The organism is Rhodococcus opacus B4 (genome assembly GCF_000010805.1).
GTDB classification, from domain to species: Bacteria; Actinomycetota; Actinomycetes; order Mycobacteriales; family Mycobacteriaceae; genus Rhodococcus_F; species Rhodococcus_F opacus_C.
This window is the reverse complement of the sequence record NC_012522.1, coordinates 3,045,437-3,058,620: the sequence shown is the minus strand read 5'-3', so window position 1 is coordinate 3,058,620 and position 13,184 is coordinate 3,045,437. Positions and strand designations below refer to the sequence as shown.

The 13,184-nt window shown below is 67.5% G+C and carries 15 protein-coding genes and 1 pseudogene; 12 read left to right on the top strand and 4 right to left on the bottom strand.

Features of this window, described 5'->3' with window-relative positions:
• Nucleotides 1-36 precede the first annotated feature (36 nt).
• Nucleotides 37-966 carry a D-isomer specific 2-hydroxyacid dehydrogenase family protein gene (locus ROP_RS14085; protein ID WP_080512567.1) on the top strand — a complete coding sequence of 310 codons (930 nt, stop codon included), beginning with the start codon at nucleotides 37-39 and terminating at the stop codon, nucleotides 964-966.
• On the opposite strand, the gene nac is transcribed toward ROP_RS14085, so the two are convergent.
• A complete protein-coding gene (gene nac, locus ROP_RS14080) occupies nucleotides 960-1,877 on the bottom strand; it encodes a nitrogen assimilation transcriptional regulator NAC (RefSeq protein ID WP_043824744.1) in 918 nt (305 codons plus the stop codon). The two genes, ROP_RS14085 and nac, sit on opposite strands and share 7 nt — an antisense overlap.
• Before the next feature lie 282 nt (nucleotides 1,878-2,159).
• On the opposite strand from nac, the gene ROP_RS14075 reads away from it, so the two are divergent.
• The 10 genes and pseudogenes from ROP_RS14075 (at nucleotide 2,160) to ROP_RS44090 (ending at nucleotide 10,745) form a co-directional block, all read left to right on the top strand.
• Entirely contained in the window at nucleotides 2,160-2,966 is an 807-nt protein-coding gene (locus ROP_RS14075) for a LamB/YcsF family protein (RefSeq protein ID WP_012690041.1), read from the top strand.
• Complete coding sequence (locus tag ROP_RS14070; protein WP_043824742.1) at nucleotides 2,954-3,676, top strand: 5-oxoprolinase subunit B family protein; 723 nt, start codon at nucleotides 2,954-2,956, stop codon at nucleotides 3,674-3,676. The genes ROP_RS14075 and ROP_RS14070 overlap by 13 nt, the downstream gene beginning before the upstream one ends.
• Nucleotides 3,669-4,712 (top strand): biotin-dependent carboxyltransferase family protein, encoded by a 1,044-nt coding sequence (locus ROP_RS14065; protein WP_012690039.1) that lies wholly within the window; start codon nucleotides 3,669-3,671, stop codon nucleotides 4,710-4,712. Before ROP_RS14070 ends, ROP_RS14065 begins: the two co-directional genes overlap by 8 nt.
• Nucleotides 4,709-6,058: an MFS transporter gene (locus ROP_RS14060; protein ID WP_012690038.1), complete on the top strand. Its 1,350-nt coding sequence runs from the start codon at nucleotides 4,709-4,711 to the stop codon at nucleotides 6,056-6,058. Before ROP_RS14065 ends, ROP_RS14060 begins: the two co-directional genes overlap by 4 nt.
• Nucleotides 6,059-6,147: 89 nt before the next feature.
• On the top strand, nucleotides 6,148-6,903 hold the full coding sequence (locus tag ROP_RS14055) for an SDR family oxidoreductase (RefSeq protein WP_012690037.1): 756 nt from the start codon (nucleotides 6,148-6,150) through the stop codon (nucleotides 6,901-6,903).
• Nucleotides 6,904-6,911: 8 nt separating this feature from the next.
• Nucleotides 6,912-7,976, top strand: coding sequence for an L-idonate 5-dehydrogenase (locus ROP_RS14050; protein WP_012690036.1), 1,065 nt, complete (start codon nucleotides 6,912-6,914; stop codon nucleotides 7,974-7,976).
• Nucleotides 7,977-8,115: 139 nt separating this feature from the next.
• Nucleotides 8,116-9,324 carry an aspartate transaminase gene (locus ROP_RS14045; RefSeq protein ID WP_012690035.1) on the top strand — a complete coding sequence of 403 codons (1,209 nt, stop codon included), beginning with the start codon at nucleotides 8,116-8,118 and terminating at the stop codon, nucleotides 9,322-9,324.
• Between the two features lie 34 nt (nucleotides 9,325-9,358).
• On the top strand, nucleotides 9,359-10,030 hold the full coding sequence (locus ROP_RS14040) for a 4-carboxy-4-hydroxy-2-oxoadipate aldolase/oxaloacetate decarboxylase (protein WP_012690034.1): 672 nt from the start codon (nucleotides 9,359-9,361) through the stop codon (nucleotides 10,028-10,030).
• 374 nt (nucleotides 10,031-10,404) lie between these two features.
• A pseudogene (locus ROP_RS45075) lies at nucleotides 10,405-10,587 on the top strand (hypothetical protein); the annotation flags it as partial.
• 8 nt (nucleotides 10,588-10,595) lie between these two features.
• Nucleotides 10,596-10,745: a hypothetical protein gene (locus tag ROP_RS44090; RefSeq protein ID WP_231869089.1), complete on the top strand. Its 150-nt coding sequence runs from the start codon at nucleotides 10,596-10,598 to the stop codon at nucleotides 10,743-10,745.
• Between the two features lie 11 nt (nucleotides 10,746-10,756).
• Here the strand turns inward: ROP_RS44090 and ROP_RS43500 are convergent, their stop codons facing one another.
• Together ROP_RS43500 and ROP_RS14030 are read right to left on the bottom strand one after the other, a co-directional pair.
• Nucleotides 10,757-10,912, bottom strand: a complete 156-nt coding sequence (locus ROP_RS43500; protein ID WP_167315959.1) for a hypothetical protein — start codon at nucleotides 10,910-10,912, stop codon at nucleotides 10,757-10,759.
• A gap of 154 nt (nucleotides 10,913-11,066) precedes the next feature.
• A complete protein-coding gene (locus tag ROP_RS14030) occupies nucleotides 11,067-11,363 on the bottom strand; it encodes a putative quinol monooxygenase (protein ID WP_012690031.1) in 297 nt (98 codons plus the stop codon).
• A 152-nt stretch (nucleotides 11,364-11,515) separates the two neighbouring features.
• On the opposite strand from ROP_RS14030, the gene ROP_RS44085 reads away from it, so the two are divergent.
• Nucleotides 11,516-11,968, top strand: a complete 453-nt coding sequence (locus ROP_RS44085; protein ID WP_012690030.1) for a hypothetical protein — start codon at nucleotides 11,516-11,518, stop codon at nucleotides 11,966-11,968.
• A 550-nt stretch (nucleotides 11,969-12,518) separates the two neighbouring features.
• Here the strand turns inward: ROP_RS44085 and ROP_RS14020 are convergent.
• On the bottom strand, nucleotides 12,519-13,073 hold the full coding sequence (locus ROP_RS14020) for a GntR family transcriptional regulator (RefSeq protein WP_012690029.1): 555 nt from the start codon (nucleotides 13,071-13,073) through the stop codon (nucleotides 12,519-12,521).
• Nucleotides 13,074-13,184 lie beyond the last annotated feature (111 nt).

The following is a 13,184-nucleotide window of genomic DNA, read 5'->3' as shown; positions in this document are numbered from 1 at the left end:
ACCGACACGAGCCCACCCGACCCGATGCGAAAGACGATGATGCCGAACACTGCAACGCCCCGTATCCACCTCGGACCGAACCCCGACGCCGCCCTGATGCGGGGGATCGAGAGGGGCGGTGGCATTCTCGCCCCGCTCGACGACGCCGAAGCCGTCGTCTGGGCGCAGGGCCCCGACACGTTCCCGGCGGAACTGCCGGACGCCGTGCGCTGGGTTCAGCTGCCCTCGGCGGGTGTGGAGCCCTGGATCTCCGCGGGAATCGTCGACACCGACCGGGCCTGGACGTCCGCGGCCGGTGCCTATGCCGGCAACGTCGCGGAACACGGAGTCCTACTGCTCCTGGCCGGGGTCCGTGCCCTCACCGAGCAGGTGCGCGCGACGTCGTGGCGCAAGGCCGAGTTCGACCCCCAGGTGGGCACGCTGCGCGGAGCGACGGTCGCCATCGTCGGCTGCGGCGGCATCGGCCGGGCGATGATCCCGCTGCTCGCCGCGTTCGGGGCCGACGTGCTGGCGGTGACTCGCTCGGGCACCCCGGTCCCGGGTGCGTCCGAGACGCTGCCGGCCGACCGGACGCCGGAAGTCTGGTCCAGAGCAGATCATTTCGTCATTGCCGCACCGGCGACGTCGGCCACTGCGCATCTCGTCGACGAGTCCGCGCTGGCCCAGATGAAATCGACGGCGTGGATCGTCAACGTGGCACGCGGTTCCCTCATCGACACCGAAGGTCTGGTCCGCGCACTGCGCGCCGGGTCGATCGGCGGCGCGGCACTCGACGTCACCGACCCGGAACCGCTGCCCGACGGGCATCCGCTCTGGACCCTCCCGAACGCGATCGTCACGCCGCACGTCGCGAATCCCGCGACCGGGCTGACCAGGTTGCTCGCCGACCACGTCGCGTCCAACGTCGAACGCTTCGCCGCGGGCGCGCCTCTGCTGGCCCCGATCGATCCGGCCCGGGGCTACTGAGGGCCGCGTTCGGCTTCCGAACTGGTCCTGATGTAGTTGGCCACGACACTGCGCAGCACCTCGCGCACGGCCTCCGCCGGCCCCGACAGCGGCTGGTTGGCGGGGGTCCCGAGGGAGACCTGGACTTCGATCGACGGTTCGATCCGGCGAAGTTCCAGGTTCTCCACATTCATGATCCGGCGTGCCACCGAGAACGGTAATACCGTCGCGCCCAGACCGTTTCGGACGGCCTGTGCCATCAGTGTCACCGATTCCACCTCGCCGACCACCCGTGCGTGCTCGAAGGCGTGCTCGTAGGCCTGCTCCACCACCTTGCGGATCGTGTGCATCGGGCCGGGCAGCAGCAGTGGCAGATCGACGAGGTCCTTGATGGCGACGGCCGTCCCGGAGTCGCCGGGCAGACCGGTGCCCGCCGGGGCGACGACCATCAATTCCTCGGTGAGCAGACGCTCGAAGTTGACTCCCTTGATCGGCCCGGCGTCGTACAGCAGCGCCATGTCCATCCGGCCCGTCATCATGGCCTCGCTCAGCACGCCGCCGAAGTTCTCGTTGATGTGCAGCAGGATGCTGGGGTAGCGCGACCGCACCGCGGTGAGGAGTGGCAGCGCGATCGAACTGACCGTGCTGTACGGCGCGAGTCCGACGGAGACACCGCCCGCCAGTTCCCGGCCGACGACGCTCACCTCGGCCTGAGCGCTCTCCACCTGCCGCAGGATCACCTGTGCGTGCCGGTACAGCGCACGCCCCGCGTCGGTGGGTTCCACTCCCTGCTTGCTGCGGATCAGCAGTTGCTGACCGAAGTGCGTTTCCAACGCCGTCATCTGCTGGCTGAGCGCCGGCTGCGCGATGTGCAGTATGTCCGCCGCCCGCGTGATGCTTCCGGCGTCGACTATGCGGACGAATGAGAACAAGCGTCGGGTATCCACGAGCGATCTGCCTTTCTGACGATGCGGCGACGCGAGCACGCCGCGGTTTCGACAAGGTTGCCGCGCGGAAACACCGCGGTAGCCAGATGCGAGACCCGATTCTGCCGTCTTTGCATCGTCGCTGTTCAAACACCATAGACGTTCGTTATCGCCTCACGTAAAACAGGTATTAACCGCCTGAACCGGAACCTGCGTAGCGTCCGTTTACATCGAAAGTTCACTGGAACGGCACCCGCGGTTCCACTGCAGGCCCCCCTTGGAGGCACCGTGACTGTCACGATCGATCTCGTCGCCGACCTCGGCGAGAGCTTCGGCGCTTGGACGATGGGCGACGACGACGCACTGCTCGACGTGCTGACGTCCGCCAACGTCGCGTGCGGCTTTCACGCCGGCGACCCCAGGACCATGGATGCGACGGTCCGAGGGTGCGTCGCCCGCGGAATCGGCATCGGCGCGCACCCCAGTTTCCCCGATCTCGCCGGGTTCGGTCGGCGCGCGATGGACCTCACCGCCGACGAGGTCCGCACGGACGTTCTGTACCAACTGGGCGCGCTGCACGCCTTCGCGACGGCCCACGGCACGTCGCTCTCACACCTCGCACCGCACGGTCGGCTGGGAAACCTCGTCGCGACCCGCGCCGACTACGCGTGCGCCGTCGTCGATGCGGTGGAGGCGTTCGACCCGCGGCTCATCGTCCTCGCCCAGGACGGAGAACTCGCTGATCACGCCCGTGCGCGGGGGCTCCGGGTGGCCATCGTCGCCATCGTCGACCGTGCCTACCGGGCGGACGGCACCCTGGTGCCGCGGTCCGAGGCCGGCGCCGTGATTTCCGACCGGGACGCACTGGTGTCGCGCACGGTGCAGATGGTGACCGAGGGGTTCGTCGACGCCGTCGACGGCACGCGCATCCCGATCGAAGCCGACACGGTGCTGCTGCACGGCGACGGCGCCGACGCGGTAGGCAACGCGCGCGCGATCCGGGAGGCCCTGATTCGCGCGGGCGTAGTCATCGCCCCCGTCACCGAGGTGCTCGAGGCCAGGGCCGAGAAGGAGTCCGCGTCGTGTCCGGTGTGACGAGCATCCGGCCGCACCGCGAGTTCGTCCTCGCGGATTGCGGGGACTCCGCGGTCCGCCTGACGTCGCTGTCCCCGGACGCCGAGGAGCGCTGGCAGGCGGTCCACGCGGTCGCCGCCGCGCTCGACGCCCGGGGCGACGACGTCGCGGTCACCGGCATCATCCCCACCTACGACTCGCTGCTGGTCGAATTCGATTGCGCTGCAACGACCCATGACGCCATCCGTGCGCTGGTCGAACGGCTGATCGAGCTTCCGGCGCAACCCTCGACCCGCGGTTCGCGACAGTTCGAGATCCCGGTCGTCTACGGGGGAGAATTCGGACCCGACCTCGACGACGTGGCGGCACACCTCGCACTCTCCCCGTCCGAGGTGATCCGACTGCACAGCGCCCGCCCGCTGACCATGCGCTGCTTCGGGTCCCCGGGCGGCGCCCCCATGCTCGACGGCCCCGCGTTCCCGCGGCCCGTTCCCCGCCGCACGATTCCGCGGCCGCACGTTCCGGCGGGCGCGGTGGCGGTCGCGGGCAGGCAGGCCGTCATCTCGGCGCGACCGGCGCCCGGCGGCTGGCCGGTGATCGGCCGGACGCCCCTGACCATCGTCGATCCGGCGACGGAACCGCTGTCCGACTTCCGTCCCGGCGACACGTTCCTCTTCGTGCCGATCACCGCGGCCGAGTGGTCGACGTACGAGGGGGTCCGGCATGGCTGAATCGATCACCGTCACGACCCCCGGGCTCACCTCGATCCAGGATCTCGGGCGCCTCCGGGGCTCCCGGTTCGGGCAGATGACCGGGGGAGCCTCGGACCAGTACAGCGCCGACGTGGCGAACGCGCTGGTCGGGAGTCACCGCACCGCGCCGCTGCTCGAAATCGTCGCCCTGGATTTCGGCGCCGTCGTGAGCGTCGACCTGCTCGTCGCCGTGACCGGCGCACCGGCGGAGGTACAGGTCGGCGGTGTCACCCGCCCCCAGTGGGAGCCGTTCGTGTGGACCGCAGGCGAAGAACTCACCGTCCGCGGGATCCACGACGGGCTCCGCGTCTACCTCGCCGTGCACGGATCGATCGCCGCGCCGTCCCTGCTCGGCAGCTGCGCCCCCGACTCGGTTCTCGGTTTCGGCCGGCAACTGACGGTCGGCGAGTCCGTCGCCATCGACGTCGACGGACCGCCGATCGACCACCCGTACTTCCGGGTCCCGCTGTTCCGGCTCGGCGCCGAGCCCGCATCCTTCACCGGACACTGGACCATCGACGTGACCGACGGTCCCGACGTGCACGAGTTCGGCGCGACAGCCGCCCGGCTGTACGACACCCCCTTCGTCATCGGGGACAACACGAACCACATCGGTCTCCGCCTGACGCCGGCCGATCCGGGGAGCGACGTTCCCCGGCGGGACCGATCGACGGAAGTGCTCTCCCGCGGGGTACCGATCGGCGCCGTCGAGGTTCCCGCGGGCAACGAGATCCTCGTCCTGCATCGGGGCCGGGGCGTGACGGCCGGATATCCGGTGCTCGCGGTCGTGACCGCCACCGCGCTGTCACGGCTCGGCCAGGCGCGCCCCGGCCAGGAGGTGCGGTTCAGAAAGGTTAGCGTCCCCGAAGCCGTGGACGGTTACCGGAGCCAACGACGCTCGATCGCGCTGCTGCGGTCCCGCGTGGCGAACGCCTTCGCCAGTCTTCGGATCCCCACTCACACAGACACGACATCCACCCAGCACCACTCTGTACCCCAGATGGAGTCAGCATGACCAACGCGATCTCACCCGACACGGCCGGGCACACGCCCCAACACGAGGTGCAACCCCGCCAGCTCCGCAAGGTCGTTCTCGCCGGCTGCGTGGGCATCTTCGTCGAGCTCTACGACAACGGCATCTTCGCCTTCATGGCGACCGCCCTGGCCATCGTCTTCTTCGACGTCTCCAAGTCGAGTGACGCGCTGATGCTCGTCTTCGCCGGTTACGCGATCTCGTTCTTCGTGCGACCTCTCGGCGCGGTCGTCTGCGGCATCCTGGGCGACAGGATCGGCAGGCAGAAGATGCTCGTCTTCGTCATCATGCTGATCAGCGTCGCCACCGCGGGAATCGGCATTCTCCCGACCTACGCCGCGATCGGCGTCGCCGCACCCGCGTTGCTGATCCTCCTGCGCATCCTGCAGGGATTCTCTGTGGGCGGCGAGGCGGCGGGAGCCATGACCTTCCTCGCCGAGCACTCACCGGAGGGCAAGCGCGGACTCATCACCAGCTACGCCCAGATCGCGTCCTTCCTGGCCCTGCTCACGGGCACCCTGGTGGCGTTCGCGATGTCGCCGTGGCTCAACGAGGCCGCCATCAACGGCGGCGGTCCGGCCAGCTGGGCCTGGCGTGTGCCGTTCCTCGTCGCGATCCCGATGGGCGTCATCGGCTGGTACATCCGGCGGGCGATCAGCGACACCCCGAACTTCGAGAAGCTCAAGGCGGAAGGCGGACTGTCCCGCAACCCGTTGAAGGAAGCGTTCGCGACCCCCGAGCATCGCAAAGCGATGCTGCTCGCGCTGTTCATCCCGCTGATGAACGGTTCCGGCTACTACGTGCTCTTCTCCTACATGCCGACGTTCCTCAAGGGCGAGAACATCGGCTTCTCCACCGGCACCGCCCTGCTCGTGACCGCGGCGAGTCTGGTGGCGATCTGCATCGCCATTCCCTTCATGGGTGCCCTCTCGGACCGCGTCGGCCGCAAGCGGGTCATCGCCGGTGCGGCGATCGCCATGGCCGTCGGCGCCATCCCCTGTTACGCCCTGATCGCGACCGGCAACTTCGCGCTCGCGGTGCTCGGAGCGTGCGTCATGGCCGTGATCTTCGCCGGCCACACCGCCGTCATCCACATCCTCATCGTCGAACTCTTCCCCACCCGGGTGCGGTACTCGGCGTACGGTCTGGGCTACAACATCTCCTCCGCAGTGTTCGGCGGCACCGCGCCGCTGCTGATGACCTGGCTGATCCCGCAGTTCGGGATCTACGTCCCCGCGGTCTACGCCGTCGTCACCGCACTGGGAACCCTCATCGCCGTCAGCACCGTCACCGACCGGGCGCACGTGCCGCTCCGTGACACGCTCTGACGGATCCAGACTCGGCCCGGTGGTCTCCTGACTACCCGAAGACCACCGGGCTGCACCAACTTTCACCACCAGCAAGGCAAGGGAGCGTCATGCCATTCAACGACTACCGGACCGCACTCGTCACCGGCGCCAACACCGGAATGGGCGCCGCGGTCACCGAGATCCTCACCAAGCGGGGTCTCACCGTCTACGGCGTCGCCCGCAACAAGGAGCGGCTCGACGAGGTGGCGGAGAAGACGGGCATGATCCCGTTGGCCGTCGACATCACCGACATCGACGCCCTGAGCGCCGCCGTCGAGGGGCGCGAGATCGACGTGCTGATCAACAACGCGGGGGTCTCGGCCACCGGCAACATCCTGGACGCGTCCGCCGACTCGGTCGACGCCATGGTCGACGTCAACCTCCGCGCGGTGCTGCACCTGTGCCGGCTGCTGATGCCGGGGATGGTCGAGCGGGACCTCGGCCACATCGTCAACATCAGCTCCATCGCGGGCCTGTACAACTTCTACGGCCACACCGCGTACCACGCCACGAAGGCTGCGGTGCACCAGATCTCGCGGCAACTCCGCAACGACACCATCGGCAAGCGCATCCGGGTGACCGAGATCTGCCCCGGCCGGGTCGAGACCGAGATCTTCGGACGCAATCTGGGCGGCTCCCCGGAGGCCATGAAGGAGGCGTGGGAGACGTATTACGAAGGCTTCGAATCCATCACGACGAAGGACATCGCCGACACGATCGAGTTCGCGATCGACGCCCCGCGCCACGTCAACCTCGGCCTGATCGAGATCATGCCCACCTTCCAGGTTCCGGGCGGACTCGACTTCGTCCGGCGCAACGATTGAGGCCCGCCGTGAGCACTTCGGTCCACGAATCCGGCGCAGCCCTTCCCGCCGAGACTCTCGGCGTCGTGGCGCACGCGGCCGGCGACCTGCGCATCGAATCGGTGCCCCTCCGGCGGCCCGAATCGTCCGAGGCGGTCGTCGAGATCGCCTACGGCGGGATCTGCGGATCCGACCTGCACTACTGGACACACGGCGCAGCCGGTGAGTCGATCCTGAAGGCCCCCATGCTGCTCGGCCACGAGGTGGTGGGAACGGTCGTGGAGGCCGCGGCGGACGGGACCGGCCCCGCCGCGGGCGACACGGTGGCCGTGCACCCCGCGACCCCCGGAGGTCGCGGCGCCAGGTTCCCCGAGGATCGCCCGAACCTCTCGCCGGGATGCACCTACCTCGGCAGCGCGGCGCAATTCCCGCACACCGAAGGGGCATTCGCGAAATACGCGGTACTGCCGTCACGGATGCTGCGGCGGCTGCCGGCGAACCTCCCTCTGCGCACCGCTGCCGTCGCGGAACCCGCCGCCGTCGCGTGGCACGCCGTGGCCCGCGCGGGCCGGGTGGAAGGCAAGAGCGCGCTCGTCGTGGGGTGCGGACCCATCGGCGCCCTCGTGGTGGCCGTACTCCGCCGGGCCGGTGCGCGCGAGATCACCGCGGTCGACGTGCACGAGTATCCCCGCACGGTCGCGCGGGCGCTCGGCGCGGACACGACCCTGGACGCCACCGACGCCGAGAGCATCGCGGCCGTCGACGCCGACATCGTCGTCGAGTGCTCCGGCAACCGCTTCGGACTCGAATCGGCCATCCGCGGCGCGACGCGCGGCGGCAGGATCGTCCTGCTCGGACTGCTCCCCACCGGTCTTCAGCCCGCGCCGCTGTCGCTCGTCATCACGCGGGAACTCGAACTCGCCGGTTCCTTCCGGTTCAACGACGAGATCGACGCGGTGCTCGCCGCGCTGGCGGACGGCAGCCTGAACGTCGGACCCGTGATCAGTCACGAGTTCGGAATCGCGGACGCGCTCGAGGCATTCGCCGTCGCGAAGGACGCGTCCACGTCCGCGAAGGTGTTGCTGGCTTTCTGATTCCAGCCATGCCGAATGGCTATCGCACGACAAGTTATCGGTCTTGTACAGGGGTGGTCCCCACCCGATAGCGTGGGTGTGAAGGTACCGCCCGATATCTCGGCCTCTTCCGTTCCCACGCCCTCTACCAGGAGGAACCATGTCCACCTTCGTTCCAGCAGCGCGAGTCGACCAGATGCGTGAGTCGCCGAGTGTGGCGGCTGCGCAACGGGTTCGCGAACTCCGGGCGTCGGGCCGGGAGATCCTCGACCTGACGGTCGGAGAGCCCGATTTCGACACCCCGGACCACATCAAGGCGGCGGCCGTCGCGGCGATGGAATCCGGACTCACCAAGTACACCCCCGTCAACGGCATTCCGGCACTGCGGAAAGCGATCTCGACGAGGATGCGGGTCCGCACCGGGGTCGAGTTCGCGGACAACGAGATCACCGTCGGCGGAGGCGCCAAGCAGGTCATCTTCCTCGCGCTGATGGCGACGGTGGAGGAGGGCACCGAGGTGATCGTGCCCGCGCCGTACTGGGTGTCGTACCCCGACATGGTGACCGTGCACGGCGGAACACCTGTCGTCGTCGACTGCCCGGAGGCCGACCGGTTCGTGCTCACCGCAGAGAAACTCGAAGCGGCCATCACCCCGGCGACCAAGTGGGTCATCCTCAACGCGCCGTCGAATCCGACGGGCGCCGTGTACAGCGAGCACGAACTGGCCGAGCTCGCGAAGGTCCTCGACCGCAACCCGCACGTGAACGTGCTCTGCGACGAGATCTACGACGAGATCGTCTTCACCGACTCGCCCGTTCCGAACCTGCTGTCGTCCGCGCCGCACCTGCGCGATCGGATCCTGGTCACCAACGGTGTGTCGAAGGCGTACGCGATGACCGGCTGGCGGCTGGGGTACGGCGTCGGGAACAAGAGCCTGATCGCCGCGATCAACAAGCTGCAGTCGCAGAGTTCGTCCTGCCCGTCGTCGATCAGTCAGGCCGCCGCCGCCGAAGCCCTCGCCGGCGATCAGAGTTTCGTCACCACATCCGTCGCGAGCTATCGCACCCGTCGGGACGTCACATTCGAATTGTTTTCCGGCATAGAAGGTCTGGAACCGGTGATGCCGCAGGGCGCGTTCTACCTGTTCGTCGGATGCTCCGGACTGGTCGGCCGGCGCACTCCCGACGGAACGCTACTCGAGAACGATCAGGACGTGGTGCTGTTCCTCCTCGACCATGCGTCGGTCGCCACGATTCAGGGGTCCGCGTACGGCGCCGAGTCCTATTTCCGCGTCTCGTTCGCCACGTCCGAGGACGTCCTGAGGAACGCGGCGGCCGCCGTCGAGAAGGCCGTCGCCTCCCTGTCCTGACCGACACCCCTTCCACGAAATACGGAGACACACCATGGTTCACGTCACCACCAAGATCGACCGGGCAGACAAGGCCGCGATCGCCCGGCTGGGCACCTTCTCGGCGGCCACCATCCACGAGGCGCAGGGCCGCAAGGGCGCGCTGGATTCGGGGATCAAGCCCATCGACCGCGACATGTCGTTCTGCGGATCCGCCTTCACCGTGGTGTGCCATCCGCGCGACAACATCATGCTCCAGGTCGCGATCAGCTACGCGCAACCCGGTGACGTGCTCATCGTGTCGTCCGGCGACCAGCCGGCGGGGCAGTTCGGCGACGTGCTGGCCAATGCCTGCGTGGCGCGGGGCATCAGCGCACTCGTCACCGACGGCGGCGTGCGGGACAGCCGGGAGATCCGCGAACTCGGGTTCCCCGTCTTCTCCAAGCACGTCTGCATCGAGGGAACGGTGAAGGAATCCCTCGGCCCCGTCAACCAGCCCTTGGTGTTCGGCGGCCAGATCATCTACCCCGGCGACGTGATCAAGGGCGACTGCGACGGGGTGGTCGTGGTCCGGCGCGACGAGGTCCAGTTCGCCATCGACGCATCCGGCGAGCGCGACGCCGCCGAGGCCGCCTACATCGAGCGGTACAAGAAAGGTGAAACCCCCATCCAGGTCAGCAATCTCGCTCAGGCACTCGCGGCGAAGGGGTTCACCGTCGACCAGTGAGCCGGCCGATCCCCGCCTCAGCTGTCCATCGGAGCCCGTTTCGGCGCCGGACCGCCTCGCCCACGGAGCGCTGGCGCACCGTGCTGCCCTGTCGCAGTTGCGCGACGCGACCGGCATCCTCGGTCTCGACGACGGCATGTAGCTGTTGGCGACGCCCCGGCGGGCGCTGACGGTGTCGGTGTCCCAGGCCGCTGACGGTCGGTGGGCGAACGGCCGCGCAGGCGCCACGACTCGCGGCGTCGTGCTCGCCGCATTCGACGCGATGCGGCACAGCCACCTGGATCCACTGGACGCACGGTCGAGGGGCGGGGATTCGGGAAGGCCGGTTCCGGAGCTGCGGGTTCTGTGCCGACGAGGGCTGCCGTGTCGTCGCGGTGTCGGACATCAGCGGAGGGTGCTACCGGGCCGGTGGACTCGACATCCCGGAACTCGAGGCGTGGGTCGCAGGGGACGAGCCGCTCGCGTCCTACCCGCGCGCGGAGGCCGTCACCAACCGAGACCTCCTCGGTCTCGACGTCCCCAACATTCTCGCGAACGCCGGGGGCGTGGTCGTGTCGTACCTCGAATGGGTCCAGAACCTGCAGGCATCCTCCTCGACCGGAAGCTCTGCGTGTTCATACAGAACGCCTCCCGCAGCGTATGGACCCTCACCGCTCACGTCGTCGGTGTCGGCCATGTCGCCGGAGCGCACGAGGCGCGGGGACTGTTTCCCTGAGGGCTGTCCGGCTACACCGTGGACACCCGCTCCGGGGTGACTTCGTCGAGATGATGTTCGTCCTCGCCGGGTGTGTCCGACCCTCCGGTCAGTTCGTCGAGGAGGATGTATCCCCCGTAGCCGAGGCCGGCGACGGCGAGGACAGCGGCGTACAGCCGGTCGAGCATCAGTTTCTCCGTATCGTTTTCGGAAACCCCCGAGCCGGCCAAGTATGCCGCGGAGCGGGCGGTCGGGACCCTACCCGTTCGGGTAGGTTTACGGGCAGGATTCGACTGACCGTACGGTAGGAAAACCGGCGGCTCCGCGTTCTCGGCAGCAGACCTACTTGACGGCGATGACGTCCACCGGACGGATGTCGGGGTCAGTGGCGAGTAGGTCGGGGGCGACGTTGCCCAGTGCGGTGGGGATGGCTCCGGTCAGGTGTGCCTGCCGACCGTCCTCGTTCGCGAAAGTGTCGAAGATGCCGTACGTGGTGTCGCTGACCTTGAACGCGTACCAGGTGACGGTGCCTTCCTCCGCCGCGGCCAGGGCGCGTCCCTGCTCCAGGAAGGCCGCCAGTTCTTCGCCCTTGCCCGGCTTCGCTTCGAGTAGTGCCAGAATCCCTCGGTCGATCGTCATGATGTGTCCTCCTCGTAGATCTCCGGCGTCGGTCACCTTTGACGCTACGAGCGTCGAGCCGCGGACCACCACCCCACTGAGGAAGTCACCTCGCACTGGCGCCGGACGGACGCGGGCGGCACGATCGATGGTGACGAACGGAGAGCAGCATCGTGAATCGAAACCAGCCGTTCGTGCGCGAGATGGCGATCCACATCGTCCACCTGCACCGAGCGGGGGAGACGGACAAGGCTCTGAACCTGCGCAAGCAGCCACAGGGCGTGACCGTCGATGACGAACAACTTCACCGCGCCCTCGCGCAGCTCTACGGTCTGCCCGACCAGTCGAACGAGGCGATGGAAGTGTGGGTTCGCTCGCAGTACCTGGCCGACGGTCGCGACAAGGGGTTAAGTTCGAGATCGAACGCCTCATGGGGGGCGCCGTGTCTCCTCACTGGTGAGGGCACCAGCGACGTTGAGAAGCAGATCATCAGCCGCGGGCTTACAACTGATGTGGTCGTGACCCGTCAAGTCGCAGGTCGAGGCTCCGGAAGCGTCGGCTTCCGGAGCCAAGCTTCGGTCGATCACGAGCGGCGGTATTGGTGGCGAGATAGTCGATATTCGTGACCTTCGTGTGATGGGGTTCGGTACTGAGAACATAGGTGCCGATAAGATCCGGATCGCTGCCAGGTGTCCTTATCTCAGGCATCGGGGACGGGCCGGCCAAGCGGGGGCACGCGCGGCCGGTTGGCGACTATACGCCAATCGACGGGTGAGGCCATCGCAGTGGCGACGCTTATGCATACGCCGGCATTCCGTCGTCTGAGCGGGTACTCGATCTCAACGCACGGATCGAAACTGCAACTGCCCTTCGAGCAGCAGGCGATGGGTACTGCTCGCGTTGCAGACCCGACTACACCAGGTCATTTGGGCGGCCGGTGCCTGGTAGCGGGATCTGAGTCGGATGGGGCTGACACAACATGGGGCTGAAGCGCGCGCTGTCACCACGACCACGTCGCCTCTTGCGAAGTCGACAACCCTGTCGGTGATTGGCCGGGTCCGGGTCGAATTTCCCGATACGGCGAACGCTGTTCGACGACCGCCGGAATCCGCACGTTACCCAGAGGAATAGACGAAACGTAGGCGATAAAGATCGGCGGAGTGCGTCTTGGGTTGATCAGATCACTTCAGCTCGGGATACAGCCCAGAGACCACGCAGTTCGAGTTCGGCGATCAAGTGATCGGCTCCGTCGAGGATGTGCGCTTCCATGAGAGCTCTGGCTTTGTTGGAGGCGCGTCTATTCAGGGCGTCGAGTAGAAGGGGGTGGTCGACCTCTGTGGTCGAAATGTGACCGTCGACAACGGCGTACAGGCGGTTTGGCAGGTTCGTGACTACTGAGTCCAACAGTTGGGCGAGCCGGGGTGAGTCCGCGGCGATGTTGATCTTGCGGTGAAACGCATGGCCTCGTGAGGCGATTTCGTCGCCGTCCCTCCGCATGATCGCTTTCTGATGTTCTTCGAGACTCATTCTCAGATCGTCGATCTGGTGACGGGTGATGCGTTTTGCGGCTCGCGACGCCAGTTCGCCGGCGAGCTGGGGCTGTACCCAGAAGAGATCGCGGACGTCTTGCCGGGTAAACGGAAGTACGAGGAACCCTCGTCGGGGGACCGTCTCGACGAATCCTTCGCTGCGGAGGGTGAGGAGTCCTTCTCGGACGGGCGTGGCGCTCACTCCGAAGGCGGCGGCCAGTGGTTCGATTCGGAGGAATTCACCGGCTCGTACTTGCAGAAATGATCATCTCGCGTACATGTGTGGCGACTTCCTCGGGGAGTTGCTGTCTTG

Bases quoted from the DNA above. Each gene is read 5' to 3' on its own strand.
- ROP_RS44090 (WP_231869089.1), top strand. From the start codon at position 10,596: ATGGGTCCAGAACCTGCAGGCATCCTCCTCGACCGGAAGCTCTGCGTG.
- ROP_RS14030 (WP_012690031.1), bottom strand. From the start codon at position 11,363: ATGACGATCGACCGAGGGATTCTGGCACTACTCGAAGCGAAGCCGGGC.
- ROP_RS14065 (WP_012690039.1), top strand. From the start codon at position 3,669: ATGGCTGAATCGATCACCGTCACGACCCCCGGGCTCACCTCGATCCAG.
- ROP_RS14045 (WP_012690035.1), top strand. From the start codon at position 8,116: ATGTCCACCTTCGTTCCAGCAGCGCGAGTCGACCAGATGCGTGAGTCG.
- ROP_RS43500 (WP_167315959.1), bottom strand. From the start codon at position 10,912: ATGCTCGACCGGCTGTACGCCGCTGTCCTCGCCGTCGCCGGCCTCGGC.
- ROP_RS14060 (WP_012690038.1), top strand. From the start codon at position 4,709: ATGACCAACGCGATCTCACCCGACACGGCCGGGCACACGCCCCAACAC.
- ROP_RS14085 (WP_080512567.1), top strand. From the start codon at position 37: ATGATGCCGAACACTGCAACGCCCCGTATCCACCTCGGACCGAACCCC.
- ROP_RS14040 (WP_012690034.1), top strand. From the start codon at position 9,359: ATGGTTCACGTCACCACCAAGATCGACCGGGCAGACAAGGCCGCGATC.
- ROP_RS14055 (WP_012690037.1), top strand. From the start codon at position 6,148: ATGCCATTCAACGACTACCGGACCGCACTCGTCACCGGCGCCAACACC.